The sequence below is a fragment of the Paraburkholderia kururiensis genome (assembly GCF_034424375.1).
GTDB lineage: Bacteria > Pseudomonadota > Gammaproteobacteria > Burkholderiales > Burkholderiaceae > Paraburkholderia > Paraburkholderia kururiensis_A.
Genome location: NZ_CP139965.1, coordinates 546,626 through 573,424, shown reverse-complemented (window position 1 = coordinate 573,424; position 26,799 = coordinate 546,626). Strand labels below are relative to the sequence as shown.

At 64.2% G+C, this 26,799-nt stretch carries 21 protein-coding genes; 16 read left to right on the top strand and 5 right to left on the bottom strand.

Annotated elements, in window-relative coordinates:
- Positions 1–339 precede the first annotated feature (339 nt).
- A complete protein-coding gene (locus tag U0042_RS02620; protein WP_114809730.1) occupies positions 340–4,029 on the top strand; it encodes an SIR2 family NAD-dependent protein deacylase in 3,690 nt (1,229 codons plus the stop codon).
- A gap of 484 nt (positions 4,030–4,513) precedes the next feature.
- On the opposite strand, the gene U0042_RS02615 is transcribed toward U0042_RS02620, so the two are convergent.
- Positions 4,514–4,834 carry a high-potential iron-sulfur protein gene (locus U0042_RS02615; RefSeq protein ID WP_114809729.1) on the bottom strand — a complete coding sequence of 107 codons (321 nt, stop codon included), beginning with the start codon at positions 4,832–4,834 and terminating at the stop codon, positions 4,514–4,516.
- Positions 4,835–4,880: 46 nt separating this feature from the next.
- Here U0042_RS02615 and U0042_RS02610 point away from each other — a divergent pair, with 46 nt between their 5' ends.
- From U0042_RS02610 to U0042_RS02600, 3 genes are all read left to right on the top strand, one after another.
- On the top strand, positions 4,881–5,018 hold the full coding sequence (locus U0042_RS02610) for a hypothetical protein (RefSeq protein ID WP_198665254.1): 138 nt from the start codon (positions 4,881–4,883) through the stop codon (positions 5,016–5,018).
- A gap of 88 nt (positions 5,019–5,106) precedes the next feature.
- The gene (locus tag U0042_RS02605; protein ID WP_232833264.1) at positions 5,107–5,712 is read left to right on the top strand and encodes a hypothetical protein; all 606 of its coding nucleotides are present in this window, start codon (positions 5,107–5,109) and stop codon (positions 5,710–5,712) included.
- A gap of 330 nt (positions 5,713–6,042) precedes the next feature.
- The gene (locus U0042_RS02600) at positions 6,043–6,222 is read left to right on the top strand and encodes a hypothetical protein (protein WP_114809727.1); all 180 of its coding nucleotides are present in this window, start codon (positions 6,043–6,045) and stop codon (positions 6,220–6,222) included.
- A 54-nt stretch (positions 6,223–6,276) separates the two neighbouring features.
- On the opposite strand, the gene U0042_RS02595 is transcribed toward U0042_RS02600, so the two are convergent.
- From U0042_RS02595 to U0042_RS02580, 4 genes are all read right to left on the bottom strand, one after another.
- Positions 6,277–8,583, bottom strand: coding sequence for an LPS-assembly protein LptD (locus tag U0042_RS02595; protein WP_232833263.1), 2,307 nt, complete (start codon positions 8,581–8,583; stop codon positions 6,277–6,279).
- Between the two features lie 90 nt (positions 8,584–8,673).
- The gene (gene bamA / locus U0042_RS02590) at positions 8,674–10,968 is read right to left on the bottom strand and encodes an outer membrane protein assembly factor BamA (protein WP_232833262.1); all 2,295 of its coding nucleotides are present in this window, start codon (positions 10,966–10,968) and stop codon (positions 8,674–8,676) included.
- A gap of 441 nt (positions 10,969–11,409) precedes the next feature.
- Positions 11,410–11,787, bottom strand: a complete 378-nt coding sequence (locus U0042_RS02585; RefSeq protein ID WP_114809726.1) for a hypothetical protein — start codon at positions 11,785–11,787, stop codon at positions 11,410–11,412.
- A 417-nt stretch (positions 11,788–12,204) separates the two neighbouring features.
- Positions 12,205–13,809, bottom strand: a complete 1,605-nt coding sequence (locus tag U0042_RS02580; protein ID WP_114810058.1) for an SH3 domain-containing C40 family peptidase — start codon at positions 13,807–13,809, stop codon at positions 12,205–12,207.
- A 314-nt stretch (positions 13,810–14,123) separates the two neighbouring features.
- Between U0042_RS02580 and ftsH the strand changes: the two genes are divergently transcribed.
- The 12 genes from ftsH to hypE all read left to right on the top strand — a co-directional run bounded on the left by ftsH (position 14,124) and on the right by hypE (position 26,539).
- Positions 14,124–16,064 carry an ATP-dependent zinc metalloprotease FtsH gene (ftsH, locus tag U0042_RS02575; protein WP_114809725.1) on the top strand — a complete coding sequence of 647 codons (1,941 nt, stop codon included), beginning with the start codon at positions 14,124–14,126 and terminating at the stop codon, positions 16,062–16,064.
- A 203-nt stretch (positions 16,065–16,267) separates the two neighbouring features.
- The gene (locus tag U0042_RS02570; RefSeq protein WP_114809724.1) at positions 16,268–17,509 is read left to right on the top strand and encodes a 4Fe-4S dicluster domain-containing protein; all 1,242 of its coding nucleotides are present in this window, start codon (positions 16,268–16,270) and stop codon (positions 17,507–17,509) included.
- Positions 17,496–17,954, top strand: a complete 459-nt coding sequence (locus U0042_RS02565; RefSeq protein ID WP_114809723.1) for a cyclic nucleotide-binding domain-containing protein — start codon at positions 17,496–17,498, stop codon at positions 17,952–17,954. Before U0042_RS02570 ends, U0042_RS02565 begins: the two co-directional genes overlap by 14 nt.
- Complete coding sequence (locus U0042_RS02560; RefSeq protein ID WP_198665236.1) at positions 17,941–18,831, top strand: FAD/NAD(P)-binding protein; 891 nt, start codon at positions 17,941–17,943, stop codon at positions 18,829–18,831. Before U0042_RS02565 ends, U0042_RS02560 begins: the two co-directional genes overlap by 14 nt.
- A 1-nt stretch (position 18,832) precedes the next feature.
- Positions 18,833–19,636: an oxidoreductase gene (locus U0042_RS02555; protein ID WP_114809722.1), complete on the top strand. Its 804-nt coding sequence runs from the start codon at positions 18,833–18,835 to the stop codon at positions 19,634–19,636.
- On the top strand, positions 19,626–20,915 hold the full coding sequence (locus tag U0042_RS02550; protein ID WP_114809721.1) for a Ni/Fe hydrogenase subunit alpha: 1,290 nt from the start codon (positions 19,626–19,628) through the stop codon (positions 20,913–20,915). Before U0042_RS02555 ends, U0042_RS02550 begins: the two co-directional genes overlap by 11 nt.
- Positions 20,912–21,448: a hydrogenase maturation protease gene (locus U0042_RS02545; protein ID WP_114809720.1), complete on the top strand. Its 537-nt coding sequence runs from the start codon at positions 20,912–20,914 to the stop codon at positions 21,446–21,448. Before U0042_RS02550 ends, U0042_RS02545 begins: the two co-directional genes overlap by 4 nt.
- On the top strand, positions 21,441–21,728 hold the full coding sequence (locus tag U0042_RS02540; protein ID WP_114809719.1) for a hydrogenase/urease maturation nickel metallochaperone HypA: 288 nt from the start codon (positions 21,441–21,443) through the stop codon (positions 21,726–21,728). The genes U0042_RS02545 and U0042_RS02540 overlap by 8 nt, the downstream gene beginning before the upstream one ends.
- The gene (gene hypF / locus U0042_RS02535; protein WP_198665235.1) at positions 21,725–24,115 is read left to right on the top strand and encodes a carbamoyltransferase HypF; all 2,391 of its coding nucleotides are present in this window, start codon (positions 21,725–21,727) and stop codon (positions 24,113–24,115) included. The genes U0042_RS02540 and hypF overlap by 4 nt, the downstream gene beginning before the upstream one ends.
- Positions 24,115–24,357: a HypC/HybG/HupF family hydrogenase formation chaperone gene (locus U0042_RS02530; protein ID WP_114809718.1), complete on the top strand. Its 243-nt coding sequence runs from the start codon at positions 24,115–24,117 to the stop codon at positions 24,355–24,357. The genes hypF and U0042_RS02530 overlap by 1 nt, the downstream gene beginning before the upstream one ends.
- Entirely contained in the window at positions 24,354–25,493 is a 1,140-nt protein-coding gene (gene hypD / locus U0042_RS02525; RefSeq protein WP_114809717.1) for a hydrogenase formation protein HypD, read from the top strand. The genes U0042_RS02530 and hypD overlap by 4 nt, the downstream gene beginning before the upstream one ends.
- Positions 25,490–26,539: a hydrogenase expression/formation protein HypE gene (hypE, locus tag U0042_RS02520; protein ID WP_114809716.1), complete on the top strand. Its 1,050-nt coding sequence runs from the start codon at positions 25,490–25,492 to the stop codon at positions 26,537–26,539. Before hypD ends, hypE begins: the two co-directional genes overlap by 4 nt.
- Positions 26,540–26,799 lie beyond the last annotated feature (260 nt).

The window sequence follows — 26,799 nt, the reverse complement described above, 5'->3', positions numbered from 1 at the left end:
TTGCCGCGCTTGGCAGCCGACGTCAGGCGTCGTGAAGATGGGGCTGTGTTCGAAATGGCGGGAGGCGGTTCATGAGCCATTGCCGTTACCGACAGCTCCGAAACGGTAGTGGCTGTTCTCAGCCTTATTAGTGTCGTCCTTCATTGGGGATGCCTTTCGTCCAACACTCATATCTGCGCAGACATGTGCGCTCAGAGGACAGGCACACGAGAGACTTGGTGGTCTGCGTTGCCTATCCAACAGCCATCCGCTACAACATGACAAATGTAGTCGTAAGCCAATACGCGTCTGAGAGAGGTTAAAGTATGGATTACCTGTATCGCCTAGCCGCCTTCTCTCATGAACACAAAAACGAAAATCACGGATCTCCCCGATTACCCTGCCATCAAGAAGCTTGCTTCGGCGTTGCACCGTCTGGACGCACATCACCATGGCGCCGCCATTATGATTGGTGCCGGCTTCAGCCGAAGTGCAGCGCTTCATGTCGGCGGCGAAAAAAGGGTTCCTCTCTGGACTGAGTTCACCAGAGGTCTGGCGCGCGACCTGTATGTCAATGAGGCAACGTTGAGCTTCGCCGATCCACTACGCGTCGCGGAGGAGTACCGTGCGTACTTTGGGCAAGGGGCGCTCAACGACAAGATCCGCTTTGAAATTGACGACGAGGCCTGGCGGGTCGGGCCTCTGTATCGGTCAATCCTGACGCTCCCGTGGTCGGAAGTCCTGACCACCAACTGGGACACTTTGCTTGAACGAGCGGCACAGGAGATTCACAGCCCCTATTACACCACTGTCACCAAGACGTCGGATCTCGCCTGGGCTCAGTCTCCGCGCATTGTAAAGCTCCATGGCACCATTGGCGTCACGGACAACTTCATCGCGGCGCAGGAGGACTATCGCACATACCCGGAGCGTTTCGCGCCATTCGTCAACTTCGCACGGCAGGTGTTTATCGAGAACGAGCTCTGCCTGCTAGGCTTCTCAGGTGACGATCCGAACTTCCTTCAATGGGCAGGTTGGGTCCGTGACCATCTGGCGAACCATGCGCGAAAAGTCTATCTGGTCGGTGCCCTGAACCTCTCCGCAGCGCGTCGTAAGCAACTTGAGTCGACCAATGTTGCGCCGGTTGATCTGTTCCCAGCTGTCGCCCACATCAGCGATCCAGATCTCCGCCATCAGGAGGCCATCACTCTGTTTCTGCAGGAAATGAGGAACGAGGAAGAGTTGCGGATAAAGCCACACGATTGGCAGCCCACAAGCTTGCTCAACAACTCGGCATATCCCGCTGACCATAGCCGCATTTATCATGACGCGGAATATGGCGCGAGTCTGCTCGCCAGCCAACTGGAAACATTACGGCAAGATCGCAAGTCGTATCCGGGCTGGGTGGTATGTCCCCCTTCGCTGCGCTGGCGGTTGGCGAACCAGGTGAATAGTCCATTCCCTAATCCGAAAAACCTAGCGGCTCTCGTCTCCGACGACCGAGCACGATTGCTATATGAGATTGCCTGGCGGTGCGCTACCACATTCGAGCAAATCAGCCCCTGGCTTTCAGATGCTCTTTTCGAAGTGGCGCAATTAGATCAACCATGCGCCCTCAGCGAGCGCCAGCAGTCTGAGATCGCTCTTGCACTGCTCAACAACGCTCGCTGGCTTCAACCCGCAGATGATGATCAACAACGAATTGTCGACGAGCACGTCGAGGCTCTTATCGTCATTATCGAAAAGCACGCCTTTTATCTGCCAGATAGTGCTGCGGAGGTGGCTTACCACCGGGCGCTCGCAGCACGAGACCGGCTTGATTATGACGGTTTGGCCGGGCTAGTGGATAGCATTTCCGGAGAAGACGTCATCTGGAAGCTAAGAAAGGCGGCCTTGCTTATGGAACTCGGCCGGGCGGACGAGGCAACTGAACTGCTCGCACTGGCCTACGGAAATCTGCGCGAAAACCATCGTCGCGACCGACAGTCTATTCCGATTATGTCGCGACTGCTTTGGGCACACTGGCTTCTGGAAGCGGTGCAACGCGGCAGTTTAAGCGAGGGATCCGAAGAGTTGCCCTCGTTCGTTGAAAGCACCTACCGGAGATGGAAATGCGACCCTTGGTCGTGGTTAGATGCACTTCGTGCTGGCATCGATAACCGCCAGAAAGAGTATCTCAAACGTCGGAATCCGATTGAACCGCAGTTCGGGCAAGGTCGCTATCGCGACCGTTCAAACGAATCGCCGAACGTCAATGACGTATCGGACTTCCTACTTCTTGATGGTTTGAGCAGAATCTGCGGAATTCCGTTGCGCATGGACAGCCGTGGTATTGGCATCGGCCTGCTGGCAGACAAAGCGACAAGCCTTGTGCTCAATGGTGGGACAAGCGATGAACTATTGGACCTAACGCTGGCGATCCGTGCCGCTAGCAGCGACACCTCGCCAGCGGTCAAGGATGTGTTTGGGCGCATCAATGTTGCGTGCCTTGGCCCGCGTGTCGTGGATGCTCTGGTTCCCAGGATTTTGTCGGCCGTGAAGTACTGGCAGCTGGAGCGGAGTAAGGCCACCAAAGGCGGCGCCAGTCTGTCTAAGCTTCGGGTTCTCATGGAGGTTCTCGCGAGGTTGGCTGTCCGGGTGCCTCCCGCGCAGGCAAAAGACCTGTTCGTGCTTGCTACCTCGATGGGGCAGCAGCCGGAAATGCGACACATGTGGCTTTTGGACGCTCTCGACTCTCTTCTGACTAACTCGCTCGAAAGTATTCCGAAATCTAACCAGTCGGACGTACTTCTAGTCGCTTTGAAATTCCCTCTGCCGCAGGAGATCGCAGGTGGCGACACCCTAAACTGGCCAAATCCCGTCGTCAAACATCCTGGCGCGCGAGGGGCTTCTTCCATCGTCGATGAACGTATCGCGCAGTTGATAGACGCCGTGCGAACAGGTGTAGGCGCTTCAAAGTGCGCTCCATTGCTCCGTCTGCTGCCGCTTGCCTGCGAAGCTGATTTCCTCACGTCGGTCGAGCAAGAAAAGTTGGCAAACGCCGTCTGGGGTGAAGCGCCTGTGTACGCCGCGTTGCCGGAGACCGGCTTGCTCCCGCACACGCTGCTAATCCTACCGACGAGAGACGCGAGTCGGGCTGAAGCGCTTGTTCGCTCAAGTCTGTACGACTATAGCCTTGAGATTCTTGAGAATACGCAAACGGAGCTGCGCAGGTTCCCTTCACCAGAGATAAACCGGGCCGTCTCGATCCATGAAGGCATGGCCAGCGCAGCAGGAGATGAGACAACTCATCTGCTTCCGACTGTGGATCAGGCCCTGTCTCTATTTGAACGCCTCACTACCTGGAGACCGGCCCCTGAGCAAGGTGGCCTATCGGACCTTGCCGCGGCCGCCAGACGGCAACTCGCGGAGAGTATCGGCCGTGCACTCTCATATGCTATTACGCCGGCGCTTGCAGCGGAGGCGAAGACAGCTTCCCGGTTGCGGCAACTTGAGGCCTTCTATTCAGAAGTGGATGGGGCCAGAACGACACTCCCGGCGTTCGTCTACTTCGCAAGTGCGGATGCGCGATCAGCCAAGACGGTCGAGAAGATGATTGCGTCGTCATTGCGGGGCCGGGATCCAATTCGGGTTATCTACGCAACATTTGCTCTGCGCAAATGGATGGACCTGCCAGACTCCACTTCCTCGACCGAGTTCAGCAAACTCATCTCAATAGCGATTGGCATCATCGAGTCCGGACGCACGATTGCACTACACCAACTCCTCTGGCTCGCAAGAGAACTTCTTTCTGGAAACCGCTTGTCCGATGACCAGTGCGTAACGCTATCCGAGATAGTGCCGGAAGTCTTCAGGGCAGCAGACTACAACAACATCGAACCAAACAGTGAGGAAGCTGTCACCGCATCAACTATCAGGGCGGAGTGTGTGAAGTTGGCGCAGGCGCTAACGCAACGATTCACAGACAACGAGGATTTGAAAGAGCTGGTTGTTGGTTCAAAAGCAGATCCGCTACCAGAGGTACGATTTGCATCGAACTCGGGTCATTGAGGTAGCGTCGGCCCGACTGATGCAGCGCCATCGAACTCGAACTCGTGAGCGGCGCCACAACCAGGGGGATTGTAGACGGTCTCAGACAATCAAGCCTTGCGGGTGATTGGCGTCCGGCAAGCAGTGCATTTGCCGTTCGATCCCGTGGCTCGAAAGGCGACTTTTACCGATGGTGCTACGTGTGGCGTCGAGCAGTAATCGACGGCTCATTGACGAGGAGCAGACACTTCACTGTTCGAAGTATGCGAGGGCCCAAAGACCGCTCTCTGCCCCACGCACCCTTTCGCATAGGCGCGACGCAGGCCGCTCTAACACTCCGGCCAATCCAACAATTTCGGTCTTAAATCCGGCGGATCCAATTTATTCGGTTCCGCGCCATCTATAGCGTGACCGAATTCGTTGGCCACTCTTTGCCTTTACGGGACGCTCGATCCAATGAATTCCGTTCCCCTGCGCACGAGAAAACCGGCGCGCGTGGCGTCCGCTAGGAATTCGTATACGAGCTGCACCATCCGCCTGAGGCCACGAGCTTCGTGCCGAACAGCACGCAGCTGCCCCACGCATCGCCGCTTTTGCCCTGGAACAGCGAGCACGTGCCGCAGCTTTGTCCGGCCGCATAGATGGGAAAGCGCGCCTTGTCCGCGCGTGCGGCGTCTTCTACATAGCCCAGCGATTTCGCTGTCGGATCGCTTTCACTTACCTTCTCGTCGGCGGCGAGCGCGTTGCGGCTGAGAAGCAGCGCGGGCGCCACGCCGGCGCTAACGACCATGACGTGACCCAAAAATTGACGGCGCGATGTCTTCATGATGTACGTGGTGTGTCGGTGTCGTGTGGGGAGATGAAGCAAAGGCGTGATGCGTGCGCTCTGCGATGGCAAGTATCGCAGCGTCGCGGCGAAGGTGCATGCAGATGGACAGGAGCGCCTGTCGGCGGCGCCACTGACCCGTGCCATCGGCATGGCCCGCCGCGAACAGGAACAGCCCCATTAACGACGTTCGAGGAACTCAAGGTTTCGCGGGCCATGCCGATATAACGGCGATTACAAACCAAATCGGGGGATTTATGATTCGTATCGCATTGGCGCTGCTGTTCGTCGGTCTGCTGGCAGGTTGCAACACGACGCTGCATGTCGAAAAGCCGGACCCCACGTCCGGACTTTATGCAACGCATACTGAGCTGAAACCGGCCGACGTGCGCGTCGAAGAAAAATTCGATCCGGCTTACACCCAGATGGTCTATCTGAAAATCAACGCCGAAACGCCGAACCCGCGCTTCGTCGATTTCTTCATGGCCGCGCTCAAAGACATGCACACCTTCAAGAAGATCGTGACGAAGGACGACTTGCAGGCCATCGTTATCGAGCACAACCTGGGCAGCAAGGTTCCGAGTGTGTCGGACCTCGTCGGCCTGAACAACCTCAGCAAAGAAATCGGTCCCTTCCTGATTGTCGAACCGAATGCGGTGTTCAAGGGCGGCTACAACTTCGAGGGCACGCTGAAAGCGATCGACGCCAGCACGGGGAAAACGGTCCTGCTGATCGACATGACGGCTTTCAACATGGCGGGACTCGACGATCCGCTGTTCCATCCGATGCTCAATGGCTTCATCAACTGGACGCGCAACCAGCCCGTGGCCGCTGCAACACCGACAGCCGCACAGCCGTCAAACGCCTCCAAGCTCTGATGGCAGGGAGCCCGGCCCGCGCGTGGGCCGGCCCCACCGAAATCCACGAAAAGGTCAAAAAAAAAAGGACCCGAAATTCCGGGTCCCTAACATCGGCCCTGGTCCTGGCGGACACGGGGGCCGAACGGCCGTTGCTGCTCTGGTCTCCAGGGGAGAGAGGCACTGCGCGCCGGATCGCCGTGCAAGGCGGGTGCGCAACGCGAACCGACTGTACGGGTGCCCACTTAAATGAAACTTAAACGGCGCACCAGGGTAAACGTTGCGGTGGTTGCGGGTATAACCTGTGCTCCCATCGGGAGTTCGCCCGTTCAATCCCTTCAGGGGCCTGTGATGCCTGACATCGTGACCGCCCGCGCCGCCGCGCACCGAAAATCGCGCTTTGCCCCGCGCAGGCAGGCGGGCTCCATCAGGACCGCCGTCGTGCTCGTGCTGGTTCTGCTCGGTCTTGTCGCTTCGCTCGTGGTCGGATTCGGCCTGTTCGGCGTCGTGCTGAGGCTCTTCATGCGGTGAGCGCGTGTGTCGCGCACGCGACAGGGCGGATGAGCAACGTTGTCGCCCGTCTCGTCACGGGTAGTCCGTAAACCGCGACGCGGAAGCGGGCACGCCCGGCGCGCTATAGCCGGCGACGCTCGCGCGAAACTGCTGAAGCAGTCCGTTGTCGATGCGGCTCACGCCGTTCAGTTGCAGCTGCATCAGCAGCCGTGTGCCGCTCGTCGGCGTGTTCGTGCTGCTCGTGTTGGTGTACTTCTCGAAGGCGAGGCTCACGGCCCAGCAGTCGGCCTGGTATTGCATGCCGAGCAGGCCGGCCACGGTGCGGTGAACGCCCATGTCGTAATCGATCATGCCTACCGCCGACATCCGGCGCGAGAGCGGCCATTGGCTCGAGAGAAGAATCTGGTTCACCGCCGCGTCACCGAGCGTCGCGTTCGCTTTCGCATAGAGATAGGCGGCGTTGAACACCTTGCCGTCTTCCGGCTTCCAGCTCAACCCCGACGTAGCCTGCGCGAACGCGTTGTTCGACTGGTCGTATGCGACGGCCTGTTGGACGCTGATGTTTTGGCCTATGTTGAACGATGCGCCTGCGATGACGTTCGAGGGACCTGTCGAAGGCGGAATGTCACCTGACATCGTGACTTGCGTGGAACGGAAATAGTATTCCTGGGCGAGCACGAAGCGTGCGCGTTCCGCGCCGGTCGCGGCATCGAGAAAGCGCGTCGTGATGCCTGCCGTCACGCGGTTCATGTCGGACACGCGGTCGCCGCCCACGAAGCGGTTGCTGGTGAAAATCTCCGCCAGCCCGAAGTCGAGCGGCGCCGTGTCGAAGATGGGCGCGAACGTCTGGTTCCGGTAAGGCGTGTAGACGTAGTAGAGACGCGGCTCGAGCGTCTGGATCATGTCGACGCCGAAGAGGCGGATGTTGCGCTCGAACGTTGCGCCTGAATCGAAGCTCAGTGTGGGAACGTTGAAGCTGAACGTCTTCGGCTGGCCCGCAGGGGCATTGCTGCCGATGCTGCTGAGATCGTACGACGCGAAGTGCCATTGCACTTTGGGCATGACGTACCAGCCCGGATGCACGATGGCGTAACTCGCGTAGGGGTCGAACGTGAAGCGCTCGCCCTGCGTGGAATGTCCGACGGGAATCGAAAAGCGCGTGGCGTTCACCTCTGCGCCGAAGTCGAATCCCGCAACGTTGTAGCGCGTGTATTTCGCGTCTATTTCGGGCTCGCGATTGTACGGTGGCGACGTCGTGAACGACTGCCAGTCCTGCACGCGTGCGAGCACGGACCACGGGCCGTGGTTGTACGTGACGCCGGCTTCCTGCTGAAACACCGTCTGCGAACCCAGCACAAAGGCGTTTTGACCAAGGTCCGTCGGCACCGCGGCATCGGACACGCGGTTGTAGTTCACATACGCCGCAAGTCCGTCGCCCAGCGTTTGCCGATGCTCGAACGAAATCGAATAGCGGTTCGTCTTCGTGATCGAATCGTGGGGCAGGTACGCAATGGAGAGAGCGCCGGACGAATTCGCTGTCAGATAGCGATAGTCGGCTGTCAGCATGGCGCCGCGTTTGGTCATGACGCGCGGCGTGAGCGTCAGGTCGTAATTGGGCGCCAGATTGAAATAGACGGGCAACTGGAAGTCGTAGCCGCTCGTCGAACTGAGCGAGAGCGTGGGCGGCAAGAGCCCTGTGGCGCGTTCGCCGTTGAGCGGAAACGTGAGCCACGGAAACGCGAAAAGCGGCGCGCTGCCGAAAAACAGCACGCCGTTGTACGCCACGCCCTCGTTCTCGCCCTGGTCCAGATCGAGGCGCGAAGCGCGCAGATGCCACGCGGGACTTTCGACGCAATCGCACGTGGTGTATGTCGCGTCGTAGGCCGTCTCGCGCTCTGCGTCGATGAGGTCGATGCGCGAAGCGCGGCCCGAGCCGTTCGTCAGCGTGAAATGGTAGGCGGGCGTGCTCATCGTGCCCGCCGTCTCGCTCACCCGAAGATGGGCGTCCGGCCCGCTGAAAATATTGCCGTCCTGCGTGAGCTGCACGTGGCCGTAGGCGTCGGCCATATCGGTGTCCACGTCGTAGTGGAGCGCATCGGCCTTGACCACGGACGTACCGCTCCGTAATTGCGCGTTGCCTTTGAGTGCGAGGTCCGTGTTGCTGGTGCCTGTTGCGCTGCTGCTGTCGGTGAATGTCGAAGCCTTTTCACTGGGTGCGAGCGGATGATCCGCGAGTTCGGGCGCGAGCTGCAAGCCCCATGCGCCGTCCAGGCGATAGGGCAGAGCGGCTTGCGCGGCGAGTTGCGCATACGCGAGGCCCGGCAGGCACGCGATGCATGCGGGCGCGGCGAGCAGCAGATCGAGAGGAAGCCGAAGCATTCCTACTCTGACGCGCAACCTGCGGTGGCGTAACGATACGGATCGCAAATCAATGAGCGAGGCAGTAGCAGATGAATGAGGCCGGACGCGTCAGAACGACGTGCCGATCTGGAACTGGAATTTCTGGTACTGGTCGCCTGCATGCCGCACCACGGGCAGACCGAAATCGAGCTTCAGCGGGCCGATGGGCGAGATCCATTCGAGGCCTATGCCGTAGCTGTAGCGCAGCCCGTTCGCCCCCGTGCTGCTGCCTTCGGAGCCCCACACGTTGCCGCCGTCGAGGAACGTGAACACGCGCAGCGTGCGGTCGTAGCCCGTGCCCGGCAGCGGGAACGTGACTTCGATGTTGCCCACGATCATCTTCGAGCCGCCGATCGGGTCGCCCGTGCTCGTGTCGCGCGGGCCGAGCGAACTGGTCTCGTAGCCGCGCACCGACCCGATGCCGCCCGCGTAGTAGTTCTTGAAGATGGGGTATGCCTTGCCGTTCAGGCCATTGCCGTAGCCGCCCTGGAAGTTGAAACCCAGCACGAAGCCGCGCGCGAACGAGTAGTAATACTGGGCCTGCACGTCGGCCTTGTAGTACGGCGTGGTGCCGGCGGGCGTGCCGTACTCGGCGTTGGCCTGGGCGTAGTAGCCGCGGCTGGGCACGAGCGCGCTGTCGCGCGCATCGCGCGACCAGCCGACTGTGAGCGGGATGTTGTTGGAAACGCGGCCGAAGTCCTTCACGTAATCGATATAGGTTTGCGGCGTGGCCGAGTCCGTATCGAGCCGGTCCTGCTCGAAGCCGAGGCCGAAGTAGATCATGTCCGACTCCGAGAACGGAATGCCGAATTTGAGATCCGCGCCGGCCGCGATAATCCGGAAGCTCGAACTGCTCGAGTAGTAGAGCGGTTCTGTCGTGCGGTAATAGACGTCCGTGATGCGCTTGATGCCGTCCACGGTGAAGTACGGGTCCACCTGCGTGACGGTCAGCGTTCGGTACGAAGTGGCGGTGTTGACGTTCACGGAGAGCGTGTTGCCGGAGCCGAACACGTTGTCCTGCGTCACGCCTGCGGAGATGATCGGCCCTTCGCCCGAGCCGTAACCGAGGCCCAGCGAAATGGTGCCCGTGGGCTTTTCTGTGACCTTCACGTCTACGTCCACCTGATCGCGCGATCCTTCCACGGGCACGGTCGTCACATCGACGTCGGTGAAGTAGCCGAGGCGATTGAGTCGGTCCTTCGACAGCGTCAGGCGCGACGAGTCGAACCACGAGCTTTCGAACTGCCGCATTTCGCGACGAATCACTTCGTCGCGTGTGCGCGTATTGCCTTCGATATTCACGCGCCTCACGTACACGCGGCGTCCCGGGTCCACCTGAAGCGTGAGCGCAACCTTGTGGTGTTCCTGATCGATCTGCGGCACTGCGTTGACGGTGGCGAACGCGTAGCCGTATTCGCCCAGCTTGTCGACCAGCGCCTTCGTCGCGGCCTGCAGTTTTTCCGAGGAGAAGCGCTCGCCCGGCTTCATGGCGACGAGCTTGCGGAGCTCGGCCTCGCGGCCCAGCAGATCGCCCGCCAGCGTGACGTCCGACACCGTGTACGGTTCGCCCTCGTGCACGGTGACGGTGAGGAACATGTCCTTCTTGTCGGGCGAGAGCGAGACTTGCGTGGACTCGATGTTGAACTCCAGATAGCCGCGGTTCAGGTAATACGAGCGCACGTTTTCGAGGTCGCCCGTGAGCTTGTCTTTCGAATAGAGATCGTCTTTCGTGTACCAGGAAAACCAGTTCGGCGTGGACTCCTGCATCTGGTCGCGCAGCACGTCGTCGTCGAACACCTTGTTGCCGATGAAGTTGACCTGGCGAATCTTCGCGCTCGGTCCTTCGATCACGGCAAAGAGAATGGCGACGCGATTGCGGTCGATAGGCGTGACCGTGGTGGTGACCTCCGCGGCATAGAAGCCGCGCGTGAGGTACTGGCGTTTCAGTTCCTGCTCGGCGTGGTCCACCAGCGCGCGGTCGTAGTTGCGGCCCTGCGAAAGCCCCACTTTGCGCAGCGCCTTGGTGAGGTTGTCCTTGTCGAACTCGTGCAGTCCGGAAAAGTCGATTGTGCCGATGGCGGCGCGTTCCACCACGCGCACGATCACGACATTGCCTTCGGTGGCGATCTTCACGTCGTTGAAAAAACCGGTGTCGTACAGCGCGCGAATGGCTTCGGACGCCTTGTCGTCCGTGAACGTATCGCCCTGTTTGATGGGCAGATAGGAAAACACGGTGCCGGGCTCGGCGCGCTGCAGCCCTTCAAGGCGGATGTCCTGAACGACGAAGGGTGTGGTGGCATGCGCGGCGGGCGCCGCGATGGCGCCGATGGCGCCGGCAATCACGATGTCGACGCGTGGCGTCATGAACCTGGAAAAGAATCTGGACTTCATGTTGACCGGTAAGGAGGCGGCAGAAGGTTCGGGTGATACCCGACCGTTTGCCGCACGAACGAATACGCCTGAGAGGCGGGAGGAACGCAGTGCGGGCGCGGCGCATAGCGTTCAGCTGGAATCGAATGGCGCATGTGAAAGGTTGCGGCGTGCCAGCGGGCTTCGGTCTCGCGGTTGCACGCGTCACCAGGCGGTGCGTCTTTCGTGTTGAGCAGCCACACGGTCAGTACACCGGGAATGACACTTCGCACCATGGTCGGCTCCAGCGACGCAACAGAGCACATCACGAGCCGTCCGCCGGGCGTCGGTAGCGGGCGGCAGCACACAGAAGCAGCCGGAAGCGATACAGCGGATCGTTCTACGTGCTCGTGGTCACGTCTGAACGACGACCTGCGGCGCCGGCACACAACGGCGCTAATTCATCACGGGATGGGCGGCGAATGCGGCTGGAGCGGGCTGCATTTCGAGCGCGTCGACCAGCTGGCAAACGCTGCGAGCGGGCAGTGCATACGCAGTCCAGCCCATACCGGCGTGGCGCAACATGAGCACGGGGCCGTCGAAAAGCGGCGTGCGGTCTACATGCCAGCTCGGGTCCACTTCGAGCGGATAGTTGTGCGAGGGCACGGGCGTCATGGAATGAGCGGGCGACATGCCGGCCCGTAAGGCGACGAGCTTTTCGATGAGCGTGTCCACATCGGCGGCGCCCAATACGGAAGACCGGCCTTCTATCGTGAAGCGCACCGCAACCGTGCCGGCTTCGTTCACGGGCTCCATTGTCATCAGGTGGTACATGGCAGTCGTTCCTGGACGGGGACAGGTCGTCGGCGGTGTTTACCGTCGAATGAGGCGCAGCATAGTGAAGTTGTTGTTGTGATCGGTTGCCGTTGCGTTACGCATCGTTAATCGATTAATAACGTGGCGTGGTTCGAAGCGGGCGCGGTTGCATGACCGCGCATGCAGTGAAGAGAGTCAGGCAGGGAGTCTGTGTGGCGCTGGCCGGTATCACGCATCGCGCTTAGGGGACATACGCGGGCCAGCGCAGGCATTGCGCCTGGCATTGCGCGGGGAGGAAAGGTAAGCGCTGGTAAGTGGGGGCGGACGTGCCGCACGGCGTAGCTGCGTGCGCCTGACGGCAGCGCGGCGATCGGCGGGCGAGCCGGTTAAAGGGCGCTTGCGAGGCGCCCGGCATCGCTGGTCTTCGACGAAGACTCAGCTTGCGGGATTGTCCTCGTCGCCTTGCGATGGCCCGCCTTCGTCAGGCCCGCCGATGATCGAGATCTGAAACGTAGACGTGCCCGCGAGCGATTCGAGCGACGGGTCTTCGGGAATGTGCGCGAGCAGCGGCAGAATCACGGAGCCGCCGATCACCGCGCGCCGGCTATTGTCGGCGGGACGCAGGCCCCATACGTCCTGATACACCACGGGCACCAGCTTGCCATCGCGCGTGGTGTTGCCGAGGTACAGCATCACGTGGCCGCCGATGTAGATGAGCGTGCGCATGGGCACGCCGTGATGCGCGAGGTAATCGAGGCGTTCCGTGGGCGAGGCATCGGAAAGGTCGGTCATGCGTCCCGCGCTCATCTGCGTGGACGAATGGCGCGGCAGCCACACGCCGAATGCGGCGAAGATGCTTTGGAGTTCAGAAGAACAGTCGTTGTAGAAACCCGCGTTGCCCCAACCGTACGGGCGGCCGATCAGATTCTTGAGCAGCATGGCGAGATGGCGCGGCGTCGCGGCGAGCGGCATGGGCGCGATCTGCGATGCGTCGAGCGTGGCCGTGCGAATCACGGCGCGGCCGTCGACGTCGCGTGCGGGCACGAGCACGTTCCACGTGTTGGCCGAAGCTGAACCCGCAGACGCGGCCTGCAACGGCAGCAGGCTGCCCGCAGGCGCATTGAAGCGGAACGTGCCCTGCGTGTCGCTCACGGGCGCGGATGCCGCGATCACCGCACCCCACATCTTGCTCGCAGCGGCGCGCCACGCCAGCACGAACGCGTCGTCCACCATGCCTACGTGGTCGCTTTGCACCCAGCCTTGCAGGTCCGGTGTCTGCACGTAACGCCACGCGCCGTCCGCGCTGCTGCCGAGCACATAGAGCGGCGTGCCGGGGCGCACCGCCGAAATCTGCAAATTGTCGAAGGGATAGCCTTCACCCGCGATGTGCCAGTCGTAGAACGACGGGTCCATGGTGGGCAGTTCGCGCACGAGCAGATTGCCCGTGGCAATGGCCCGTTGCGAGCCGGCGTAGTGCGGCGTGCCCTCGAACTGCGCCACGTTCATGTTCTTCGCGATGGCGTCGATCCACGCGCCCGTATGCGGACGGAAGTTCTGCCCGTAGCCGATATGGCGGCCCGTTTGCTCGCGGTTGTCGAACCAGCTCAGGCGCCGGCGCTGCAATGACGCAATGGCTTCGCCGCCGTCGCGGTACACGGTGTGGTCGATATACGCGGGGTTCCAGGGCGAGGGTGCATCGGCGTTGGCGGTGCCGCTACTCGAGCCTGTCCCCGTGCCGAAATAGCGCGCGTAAAGCGCCGCTTCATGCTCGCGCTGTTCGTTTGCCGAGAGGAAGGGCCGGTCGTATGCCGCATCGCGCGGGTCGATCCAATGGTCCACGTTCTGGTCGTACGCGTCCATCGGGAAGAGGCCGACCACGTCATGCGCGGGCGCGGCTTCATCCGCCGGCCGGGCGGGCGGCGTGGCGCAACCGGCCAGCGTGAGCGCGAGCCAGAACGCAACAGCGGCGGCCGGCAAGCGCGCGGCCGAACGCCGAGCGATGGGACGGGACAGCGGGAAACGCACGAAATCGAGGGACATGTTGTACAGCGCGACGAGAACGGGAAGGCACAGAAAAGCCGGACAGCCATGCCGCACGCCGACAGCCCGATGAAAGCCGGCCGCCGCGGCACGCCCGTGATTGTGAGGCAAAGGGCGGCGGGCCGCCACGTTGCGCGGTGCCGACAGCACGCCAGGTCCGCTTGATCCACCGCTTGATCCACATCAACGGGGCCGGAACACGCTCGCGCGAGTCTTGAGTCTGTTCAGATGCGAAACGATGGGCGCGGCGCGATAGGCACGGCGCGTTGCCGCCCGGACACCCGCATCGCGCGCTTCACGAGGAGGCGGTAGCCATGCGCAAACACACTTTACGGGCAGGACTCGCCGCGGCGGCGTTCGCGGCATGGGCGTACGCGGCGCCCGTCCTTGCGCAGCCCATTCCCGTGAGCGGCGCCAGCACGGCCGGTCTCGCCGATCTGACGACGGCCTACCAGAACGGCGCGGACGACCCCGCCGTAGGCGCCACCGGCGATTCCGCGAAGGTCCGCACGCTCGCGTACTCCGAATTCGTCGCGCTCGTGGAGAAGGGCGGCGTTCGCAGCGTGCGGATCGAAGGGTCGACGCTGACCGGCAAGCTCGGCAACGGCGGCACGTTTCGCACCGTTGCGCCGGCCGATGCCGCGTTGATCGACCGCCTGCTGAGCCATCAGGTGCGCATCGAAGCCGCGCCGAACAACGGCGCCGGGTTTCTCGACAGCCCGCTCTTCCAGTCGCTGCTCATCGGCGTGCTGATGGTCGGTGCGATTCTCTTCACGTCGCGGCAAGGCACGCAGGGCAGCGGCAGCAACAAGGCCGCGAGCTTCGGCCGATCGCGCGCGAGGCTCATTTCGCCGGACGCGCATCGCACCACGTTCGCCGACGTCGCCGGCATAGAAGAAGCCGCGGGCGAGCTGGACGAGATCGTGCGCTATCTGCGCGAGCCCTCCGCGTTCCTGCGCCTGGGCGGTCGCGTGCCGAAGGGCGTGCTGCTCGTCGGGCCGCCGGGGACCGGCAAGACGCTGCTTGCGCGCGCCGTGGCGGGCGAAGCGGGCGTGCCGTTCTTTTCCATCTCCGGCGCCGAATTCGTCGAGATGTTCGTGGGCGTGGGCGCCGCGCGCGTGCGCGACCTCTTTCGCGAGGCGCGCCAGCACGCGCCGTGCATCGTCTTCATCGACGAGATCGACGCCGTAGGCCGCCACCGCAGCAGCGGCGCGGGCGGCAACGACGAGCGCGAGCAGACGGTGAACCAGCTGCTCGTGGAAATGGACGGCTTTTCCGGCAGCGAAAGCGTGATCGTGCTCGCGGCTACGAACCGGCCCGACGTGCTCGATTCAGCGCTGCTGCGCCCGGGCCGCTTCGACCGCCAGGTGATGGTGCCCGCGCCGGACACGGCGGGCCGCCAGAAGATTCTCGAAGTGCATATGCGGCCGGTGCCCGTGGCGGCGGACGTCGACTCGGCCGTCATCGCGCGCGGCACGCCGGGCTTCGCCGGAGCGGACCTCGCGAACCTCGTGAACGAAGCCGCGCTCATCGCGGTGCGGCGCGGCCACGCGCGCGTTTCCATGGCCGATTTCGACGAAGCGCGCGACAAGGTGCTGCTGGGTCCCGAACGCCGCTCGCTTGCCGTGACGGCGCGCGAACGCGAAATGACCGCGTATCACGAGGCCGGGCATGCGCTCGTGGCGCTGCGCTCGCCTCATCAGGACCCGTTGCACAAGGTCACCATCGTGCCGCGCGGGCGTGCCTTCGGCGTGACGCTTTCGCTGCCCGAGCGCGACCAGCATTCGTTTTCGAAGCGCCAGCTGGAGGGGCGCCTCGCGATGATGTTCGGCGGGCGCGTGGCCGAAGAACTCGTGTATGGCCGCGAGGAAGTCACGACCGGCGCAAGCGACGACATCCGCCAGGCCACGCGGCTTGCGCGCCGCATGGTGACGGAGTTCGGCTTCAGCGAGACCGTGGGCGTGGTCTGCTGCGAGAGCGGCGTCGATCCGCAGGGCATGCCGGTTGCGATGTCGGCGGCCATGGCGGCGACCATCGACAGCGAGGTGCGGCGCATCACGGGCGAGGCCGAATCCGAAGCGCGGCGCATTCTGGTGGCCGAGCGCGCCGTGCTGGAGCGCATCGCCCAGGCGCTGCTGGCGCGCGAAACGCTCACGGGCGAGGAGATCGACGCGCTGCTCGAAGGCTCGCGCGAGCCGCGGCGCGAAGACGCGCAGGTCGAGCACGAAGAACTGGAGCACGCCACGGCGGCGTGAGAGGCCGCTGCCCGCGCACGAACGCGGCAGCGGCGCGAAGCATCATGTTGGTCAGCAGGACGCAGGTGCGCCGCCTATACTCAACTGAGCTCAAATGAGCTCAAATGAGCTGAACTGAGCAGAACCGGGCGGCGCCGTCCTTGCCCCCCATGGGGGCACAGTCTTTCGAAGGCGCACGTCTACCCGTTCACAGGTGCTTGAGCATGACCTCGTCATCGTTCGCACACAGTCCGCCCGCCATGCTCGACGCGAAGGGCCTGACCGCGCTCATCCAGGCGCTTGCCGCGCGCGCGTACCGCGTCATCGGCCCCACGGTGCGCGACGACGCCATCGTCTACGACGACATCGCGAGCGTCGACGACCTGCCCGCAGGCTGGACCGACTACCAGGCACCGGGGCGCTACGAACTGCAGCGCCGCACCGACCAGGCGCTCTTCGGTTTCGCGGTTGGCCCGCATTCGTGGAAGCAGTTTTTGCATCCGCCTGTGGAGCGGCTCTTCACCGTGCGTAAAGACGGCGAGGGCCTCGCGTTTGCCGAGTGCAGCGCGTCCAACGAGGCCAATGAGTCCAACGAGGCCGCCGATCGCGTGCCGCAGAAATTCGCCTTCATCGGCGTGCGCGCTTGCGAGCTGAACGCCATCGCGATACAGGACCGCGTCTTCCTCGCCGGTGCATGGGTGGACCGCGGCTATGCGTTGCGGCGGCGCGATGCCTTCATCGTGGCGGTGAACTGTTCGCAGGCGGGCGGCACGTGCTTTTGCGCATCGATGCAAACCGGACCGAAGGCGACCGAAGGTTTCGACCTCGCGCTCACCGAGTTGCCTGCCGCAGCCGACGGCACGAGCGGCCGCTTCGTCGTAGAGGCCGGCAGCGCCGCGGGCGCCGACCTGCTCGCGCAGCTTGCGCACGGCGAGGCAACGCCAGCCGACATCGACGCAGCCCATGCCGTGGTGGCGCGCACGGCGCAGCAGATGGGCCGCACCATGCAGACGGACAACCTCAAGACGCTTCTGCAAGACAACCTGCGTCATCCGCGCTGGGCCGAAGTGGGCGACCGGTGCCTCAGTTGCGGCAACTGCACGATGGTGTGCCCCACCTGCTTCTGCACGACGGTCGAAGACCACACCGACCTCGCGGGCACCACAGCCGAACGCGTACGCAAATGGGACTCGTGCTTCACGCTGGATTTTTCGTGGCTGCATGGCGGCAGTGTGCGGCAGTCCGGCGAGGCGCGTTACCGTCAATGGCTCACGCACAAGCTGGCGGGGTGGATCGACCAGTTCGGTACTTCGGGCTGCGTCGGCTGCGGGCGCTGTATTACGTGGTGCCCGGTGGGTATCGACATCACGGAGGAAGTGGCTGCGATCCGGGCCACACCCGGCGCCACGACCCCAGCAGGCGCCGCGAATGGAGACGGCAACGGAGACGGCAATGGAAGGCCTTGAGCAGATTCTCGGCGAGCATGCGTTCTTCGCCGGCTTCGCACGCGAGCATTTGCAACTCGTGGCGGGCTGCGCGCGCAACTGCCGCTTCGACACGGGCGATTACCTCTTTCACGAAGGCGACTCCGCCGACGAGTTCTATCTGATTCGCCACGGCCGCGCGGCGCTCGAAATATCGGCGCCGGGGCAGGCGCCCGTGGTGTTCGAGACGCTGGGCGAGGGCGAGATCATCGGCGCATCGTGGCTCGTGCCGCCGTACCGCTGGATGTTCGACGCCCGCGCCATGACGCTCACGCGCGCGGTGGGCATCAACGCCGCCTGTCTGCGCGGCAAGTGCGAGGCCGATCACGACCTCGGCTACGAAATGATGAAGCGCTTCCTGCCGATTCTCACGAAACGGCTTCACGCCACCCGCCTGCAGATTCTCGACGTCTATGGAAAACGATGACGTTCGCGTGACTTCGGCCACGCTCGCGCGCGCTTCGTGCGATCCGTGCGACGCATTCGATCCGTTCGTGCCGCAGGAGTACCGCGTGGCCGCGCGGCGCAAAGAGCTGCCGGACGTCGTGACGCTCGAACTCGAGCCGCTCGCGGGCGGGCGGCCCGCCTTCGCGCCGGGCCAGTTCAACATGCTCTACGCATTCGGCGTGGGTGAAGCGGCCATCAGCATGAGCGGCGACTCCGCCGCAGAAGGTACGTTCGTGCACACCATTCGCGACGTGGGTGCCGTGAGCCATGCGCTCGCGCACCTCGCGGCCGGCGCCACGCTCGGTGTGCGCGGGCCGTTCGGTGCGGGCTGGCCGATGCAGACCGCGGCGGGCACGGACGTGGTGATCGCCGCAGGCGGCCTGGGCCTCGCGCCGCTGCGCCCCGCCATCTACGACATCCTGGCGAATCGCGGGCGCTATGGGCGTGTCGCGATTCTCTTCGGCTGCCGCAATCCCGAAGGCATGCTGTATCGCCGCGAGCTGGAGCGGTGGCGGCAGCGCTTCGACATCAGCGTGGAAGTGATCGTCGATCACGCGGACGCGCACTGGTTCGGCCACGTCGGCGTGATGCCGTCGCTCATCGCGCGGGCCGCGTTTGATCCGCGCGACACCACCGCGCTCGTATGCGGCCCCGAGGTGATGATGCGCTTCACCGCGAATGCGCTTCGCGACCGCGGCGTGCCCGACACGCGCATCTATCTTTCGATGGAGCGCAACATGAAATGCGCGGTAGGCCTGTGCGGCCATTGCCAGTTCGGCCCCACGTTCGTCTGCAAGGACGGCCCCGTGATGCGCTACGACACGATCGCGCGCTATCTCGCCGTGCGGGAGGTATGAGATGAACGCCGCCGCAAGCCAGCCGCGCAGTGCAACGAACAAACGCCCGCGCCTTGCCGTGTGGAAGTTCTCCTCGTGCGACGGCTGCCAACTCTCGCTGCTCGATTGCGAAGACGAACTGCTCGCACTCGCCGACGCCGTGGAAATCGCGAACTTCAGCGAGGCGTCCAGCGCCGTCATGCGCGGACCCTACGACCTCTCGCTCGTGGAAGGGTCCATTACCACCGAACACGACGCGCAGCGCATTCACGACGTGCGCAAGCAATCGAAATACCTGGTCACGATTGGCGCGTGCGCCACGGCGGGCGGCATTCAGGCACTGCGTAACTTCGCGGACGTCGATGCCTTCATTGCCGCCGTCTACGCGCGGCCCCGTTACATCAGCACGCTGGCCACATCCACGCCCATCTCGTCGCACGTGCGCGTGGATTACGAGCTGCACGGCTGTCCCATCAACAAGATGCAACTGCTCGAAGTGATTACCGCGTATCTGGCGGGGCGCAAGCCTGCCATCGCGGCGCATAGCGTGTGCATCGAATGCAAGCAGCGCGGCAACGTCTGCGTGATGGTGCAGGGTACGCCGTGTCTCGGGCCCGTCACCCATGCAGGCTGCGGGGCGATTTGCCCGTCGTATCGGCGCGGCTGTTATGGCTGCTACGGTCCGATGGAAACGCCCAACATGCCGGCGCTTTCGCGCGAATGGCGGGCGCTGGGCGCAAGACCGCGCGACATCGAGCGTGCGCTGCGCACCTTCAACGCAGCGGCCGAACCGTTCCGCGAGGAGAGCGAACGTCATGGCGACTAAGACGATCCGCGTGGACTACCTGGCTCGCGTGGAAGGCGAAGGCGCGCTCGATCTGCGCATCCGCGACGGCAAGGTGAGCGAGGCGCGGCTCAACATCTTCGAGCCGCCGCGTTTTTTCGAGGCGATGCTGCGCGGGCGCGGTTATGCCGAGACGCCGGACATCGTCGCGCGCATTTGCGGCATTTGCCCGGTGGCGTATCAGATGAGCGCCGTACATGCCATCGAGCATGCGTTCGGCGTGCGCGTGGAAGGCCAATTGCGCGCGTTGCGCCGGCTGCTCTACTGCGGCGAATGGATCGAGAGCCACGCGTTGCACGTGGTCATGCTGCACGCGCCGGATTTTCTCGGCTTTCCCGATGCCATTGCGATGGCGCGCGAGCACGGCGACGTGGTGCGCAAGGGGCTCGCGTTGAAGAAGGCCGGCAACGAGTTGATGCGCGTGCTGGGCGGCCGTGAGATTCATCCGGTCAACGTCAAGGTGGGCGGCTTTCATCGCGTACCTCGCAAGGCCGAACTGGCGCCCGTGGCGGAGAGCTTGCAACGCGCGCGCGACAGCGCCGTCGATCTCGCGCGCTGGGTCGCGACCTTCGACTTCCCCGACTACGAGTGCGACTACGAATTCGTCGCGCTGCGTCACCCCGACGAATACCCCTTCAACGAGGGGCGAATCGTGTCGAGCAAGGGTATCGATATCGGCATCGAGGCGTTCGAGCAGACGTTCGAAGAGCGCCATGTCTCGCATTCCACCGCGCTGCATGCGTTCGTGAAGGAGCGCGGCGCGTATCTGGTGGGGCCGCTTGCCCGTTACGCGCTGAACTCCGACCGCCTGCCGCCCGCGGTGCGCGCGCTGGCCGCCGACGCCGGGCTTGAATCGATATGCCGCAATCCGTTCAAGAGCATCGTGGTGCGGGCCATCGAACTGGTCTACGCCTGCGAAGAAGCATTGCGCCTGATCGCCGCGTACGAGCCACCGCCGCTTTCCGCCGTGCCGGCCGAGCCGCGTTCGGGCACGGGCTTCGGCTGCACCGAGGCGCCGCGCGGCATCTGCTGGCACCGCTATACGTTCGACGCCGAGGGCACCATTCTGGATGCGCGCATCGTGCCGCCTACGTCGCAGAACCAGCCGAGCATCGAAGCGGATCTCGCGGCCGTGGCGCAATCCGTGATCGACGCTTCGGACGACGTGATTCGCGACCACTGCGAACGCAGCATCCGCAACTACGACCCCTGCATTTCGTGCTCGGCGCACTTTCTCAAGCTATCCGTGGAGCGGTCATGAGCCACGCGACGCAAACACACGCCCCCGCACGCACGGTGCGCGTGATCGGCATCGGCAACCCCGATCGCGGCGACGACGGTGTGGGCGCACTCGTCGCGGCGGCACTCGCGGGCCGTTTGCCCGCTGACGTGTCGCTGCTCACGCGCGGCGGCGACATGATGAACCTGGGCGACGACATGGGCGGCATCGACGCGCTGATCTGCATCGACGCCGCCGCGCCGCTGGGCGAACCCGGCCGCATCCGTCGGCTCGATCTCGCCACGCAGGCGCTGCCGCGCGAGATGCCGTTCGCGTCGAGCCACGCGTTCGGACTCGCGGACGCCATCGCGCTGGCCGAAGCGCTGGGCGTGGCGCCGAAAGACATCGTCGTGTTCGCCATTGAAGGCGCGTGCTTCGACGTGGGGGCACCGGTTACGCCCGCGGTGGCGGCAGCCGTTCCCGAAGCCGCGAGCCAGGTGATAGCCGAGGTGGAGCGACTGCGCTGCGACTCACGCGACACAAACTGCCCGCCCAGGGAGCCATCCGATGCATGAAACCGGAATCGTGCGCGACCTCGTGCGTCGCGTGGTAGCCGCTGCACTCGAAGCCGACGCCGAGCGCGTGAGCGAAGTGCATGTGTGGCTCGGCGCGTTGAGCCAGTTTTCGCCCGAGCATTTTCGCGAGCACTTCGACGAAGAGGTGCGCGGCACGCTGGCCGAACAGGCGACGCTGAAAATCGAGACCTCGCACGATGCCGCGCATCCGAACGCGCTGCACGTGGTGCTGCAAAGCGTGGCGCTGGAGGTGCCCGACGAGCGGAGCGAAGTGCCGTGAACGCACCGCAGCGCACCTTCGCGTACGCACCTGGGCACGACGCCGTGATGCGTCTGCGCATCGTTGCGACCGGCGCTGTGCAGGGCGTAGGCTTTCGTCCGTTCGTGCATCGGCTTGCCGTGAGCGAAGGTCTGTGCGGATTCGTGCGCAATACGGGCGACGGTGCTGTGATCGAAGTGGAGGGCGATGCGCTCGCGCTGGAACGCTTCGTTGCCCGCTTCGATACGGAATTGCGGCACCCCGCGCAGGTGCGCGAACGCCGCATCGAACGCATGGCGGCTTGCGGCGACGAGGCATTCGCGATCGCGGCCAGCACGCACGAACGCACGCAGTTCGCGGCGGTGCTGCCCGATCTCGCCACGTGTGCCGAATGCCTCGACGAGATCGACGACCCGGCCAACCGCCGCTATCGCTATCCGTTCACGACGTGCGTGCATTGCGGTCCGCGCTTCAGCCTGATCGAGTGTGCGCCGTACGACCGTGAACGCACGGCCATGCGGCGCTTCACGATGTGCGCGGCGTGTCAGGCCGAATACGACGACCCTGCATCGCGGCGTTTTCATGCCGAAACCAACGCGTGCCGGCGTTGCGGCCCGAGGCTTGCGCTCTTCGATGCGCACGGCCGGCCAATATGCATGGACGACGACGCGCTCGGCCAGGCCGCGGACGCACTGCGCGCAGGCGCCATCGTGGCGATGAAGGGCCTGGGCGGCTTCCAGCTGCTCGCGGATGCCTGCAACGATGCAGCCGTGCGCTTGCTGCGCGAACGCAAGCGCAGGCCGTCGAAGCCGTTCGCCATCATGACGCCGGACTTCGACGCAGCGACTGCGCTCGCACAGGTCGGCGCAACGGAGGCGGCATTGCTGCGTTCCGCCGCCGCGCCCATCGTGTTGCTGCGTGCGCGCGAAGATGCACCGGCGCTCGCGCCCTCCGTGGCGCCTTCGCTTCCGTGGCTCGGCATCATGCTGCCGTACACGCCGCTGCATCACCTGCTCATGAAGCAACTCGGTTTTCCCATCGTCGCGACGAGCGGCAATCGTAGCGGCGACCCCATCGTCTGCGACGAGCGCGAAGCCATTCAGACGCTTCACGGTGTGGCCGATTTGTTTCTGATTCACGACCGTCCCATCGTGCATCGCGTGGACGATTCGGTGGTGCGCGTCGTGGCGGGCGAACCCGTCGTCATTCGGCACGCGCGTGGTTACGCACCGCTCGTGCTCGCGACGCAGGCCGTTGACTCACGCGGCGCGTCTGCGGTGCTCGCGCTGGGCGGCCACGGCAAGAGCGCGGTCGCGGCAGCAGCGGGGCAGCAGATCGTGCTGGGTCCGTATATCGGCGACCTGGACGGCAGCGCGGCACGCACGGCCTTCGCGCAAGGAACGAACGACATGCAGCGGCTGTTCCCGATGACGTCGCCGGCCGTTGCGTGCGACACGCATCCCGACTACTACAGCACGCAGTTCGCGGCGAAGCTTGCGGGCGAAGTGCGGCACGTACCGCATCACGTCGCCCACGTGCTGGCCGGCATGGCGGATCGGGGCCTGGAGGCAGAGCCGGTGCTCGGCGTTGCCTGGGACGGCAGCGGCTACGGCGGCGACGGCACGGTATGGGGCGGCGAGTTTATCGCGGTGGAGCGTAACCGCAGCGGTTACGTTTATCGTCGCGTGGCGCACGTGCTGCCGTTCCGATTGCCGGGCGGCGACGCCGCGATGCGCGAACCCGATCGTGCCGCATTCGGCGCATTGCATGCCGTGTTCGGCGAGGCGATGTGGTCGAAGCACGTCTTGCCGCCCGTTGCGGACGCGGCACCTGAAGCACGCCGCGTGTTCAACGCCATGCTTGCGCGCGGCGTGCACGCGCCGCTTACGTCGAGTGCCGGCCGGCTGTTCGATGCGGTGTCGTCCATCCTCGGCGTATGCCGACACAGCAGCTTCGAGGGCGAAGCGGCGCTCGCCCTGGAAGCGGCGGCCAGCCGGTCTTCGCAGGACTTCGCGCTTGCGCCCGCGGTGCTGCGAACCCACGCGAACGACGGCATGCTCGTAGCCGACTGGACGCCAACGCTCGCCGCACTCGTCGAAGCGAGCGAGGCCGGCGTCGATGCCGCTACGCTCGCCGCGGCCTTCCACGATGCGCTCGCGCAACTCATCGCCGATGTCGTGGTGCAAGTGACCGCGCGTGCCGCTACACGGCATGTGCTGCTCACAGGCGGCTGCTTTCAGAACGAACGCCTCGCCTCGCGCGCGCTCGCGCGTTTGCGCGAGGCCGGTTTCGAAGCGTTCACGCATGGCCGTGTGCCGCCCAACGACGGCGGCCTCGCGGTGGGCCAGGCGTTGTTCGCAACCGCCGCCACGCACGCACAGTGTGCAGAACACGAGGAGAAACGCTGATGTGCCTCGCCGTTCCCGGCCAGATTCTCACCATCGATGGCGACGACCCGCTCATGCGCCAGGGGCGTGTCGATTTCGGCGGCATTGTGAAAGCGGTGAACCTGGCCTATGTGCCTGAGGCGATGCCTGGCCACTACGTGCTCGTACACGCGGGTTTCGCGATAGCCGTGATCGACGAGGCCGAGGCGCTCAAGACACTCGCGGCGCTTGCCGACCTCGACGCTGGGGAGCACGACACATGAAGCACGTCGACGAATGGCGCGATCCTGCCGCCGCGCATCGCTATGCGGATGCGATTGCGAAGATCGCCACGCGCCACTGGACCATCATGGAAATCTGCGGCGGGCAGACCCATTCCATCGTGCGGCACGGCATCGACCGCATGTTGCCGCCCGGCATCACGCTGCTGCACGGTCCAGGTTGCCCGGTATGCGTCACGCCGGCAGGCATGATCGATACCGCTATCGAGCTGGCGCGCCGGCCCGAGGTGATCTTCTGCTCGTTCGGCGACATGCTGCGCGTGCCGGGCGAACGCGACAGCCTGCTCGCGGCGAGGGCGCATGGCGCGGACGTGCGCGTCGTCTATTCGCCGCTCGATGCCGTGGCGCTGGCGCGTAGTCATCCTGAACGTCTGGTCGTGTTCTTCGCCATCGGCTTCGAGACGACGGCACCTGCCACGGCCATGGCCGTGCTGCAGGCCGAACGCGAGCAACTGGCGAATTTCTGTCTGCTCGTTTCGCACGTACTCGTGCCGCCCGCCATCGAAGCGATACTCGCGGAGCCGGGCAACGGCGTGAACGGTTTTCTCGCCGCCGGGCACGTGTGCACGGTGATGGGCTATGCCGACTACGAGCCGCTCGCGCAGCGGCATCACGTTCCTATCGTGGTGACGGGCTTCGAACCCGTCGATCTGCTGCACGGGCTCTATCTCTGCATTCGCCAACTCGAAGCAGGCGAAGCGAAAGTGGAGAACCCCTACAGCCGCGCCGTGCGACGCGAGGGCAACGCCGCGGCGCGTACCGCCGTGGCCCAGGTCTTCAGCGTGCAGGCGCAGCGCTGGCGCGGCATGGGCGAGATTGCCGCGAGCGGTCTTGGGCTTGCGCCGCGCTATCGGCGTTACGACGCGCTCGCGCGCTTCGCGAACCTCGACGTACCCGCCGAACACGCGAACGAATGCATTGCAGGCGAATTGCTGCGCGGCCGGCGCAAGCCCTGCGATTGCCCCGCATTCGGTACACGGTGCACGCCGGAGCATCCGCTGGGCGCAACGATGGTGTCGTCCGAAGGCGTGTGTGCCGCGTACTACCGCTATCGTCGCGCGGAGAGCCGCCACGCGCCGGGCGAACAGGAAGCCCGCACAACGACAGGCACGCTATGAGCGAATCGTTCTTTTTTCCTGCATCGTGCCCGCTGCCCACCGGCTGCAAAGACGTGGTGGAACTCGCGCACGGCGGTGGGGGACGCCTCACACACGAACTGGTGGAGCGGCTGTTTCGCCCCGCGTTCGCAACGTGCAACGAAGACTTCACGCACGACGGTGCCACCTTCGATGCCGGCAACGAACGGCTCGCATTCACCACGGATTCGTACGTCGTGCGCCCGCTGTTCTTTCCCGGCGGAGACATCGGCTCGCTTGCCGTCAACGGCACCGTGAACGACCTCGCCATGTGCGGCGCCGAGCCGCGTTATCTGAGCGTGGGTCTCGTGATCGAAGAAGGCTTCGCGCTTGCCACGCTGCAGCGCGTGGTCGAATCGATGCGTGCAGCGGCGCTCGCCGCGAACGTGCGCATCGTGACCGGCGACACGAAGGTGGTGGAGCGCGGCAAGGGCGATGGGCTGTACGTCAACACATCCGGCGTCGGTGTGGTGCGCGCGCCCGCGCCCGTGGTGCCGCAGCGCGTTCGAGCAGGCGACGCCGTGATTCTGAGCGGCGACATCGGCCGCCACGGCATGGCGATTCTCGCGGTGCGCGAAGGGCTAGGCTTCGAAACGGAACTCGCAAGCGATTGCGCGCCGCTGGCCGACACCGTGCTGGCACTCATCGACGAGGGTATTGAACTGCACTGCCTGCGCGATCTCACGCGTGGTGGTCTTGCAACGGGACTCATCGAAATTGCGGAAGCCGCGAACGTTGCGATGGACCTCATCGAGGCCGCCATTCCGGTGCTCGACCCTGTGCGCGGCGCATGCGAACTGCTCGGGCTCGATCCGCTCTACGTGGCCAACGAGGGACGCTTCGTCGCGTTCGTTCCTGCCGACCACGCCGGCGGCGCAGTAGAGCGGCTGCGTCGCTTCGATCCGCGCGCGACGGTGATAGGGCGTGTTGTGTCTGCGCACGGCAGGCCGGCCGTTCGCCTCAACGCCCTCGGCGGCGCGCGCGAACTCGACATGTTGAGCGGCGAGCAGTTGCCGCGCATCTGTTGAATTCACGCAAGCGGCAGCAGGAAGCGAAACGACAGCTACGTTGCGTTTCGTAAGCCACGCAAGCCCTCTCTCTCTTCATCTCGAACAACTCTCGCGGTTCGCAAAGCTGGTGCGAACCTTGCGTTCCGATGCCGCGTGTTCATCGGCTCGCGACGACACGCGGCGTGTTATCGCAGCCGCTGCTTCACCAATGCATCACATGCAGTTTCGAACTGGTGCAACGGCATGCCCTTTTTTGCGGCATGGCCGATGCTATCCAT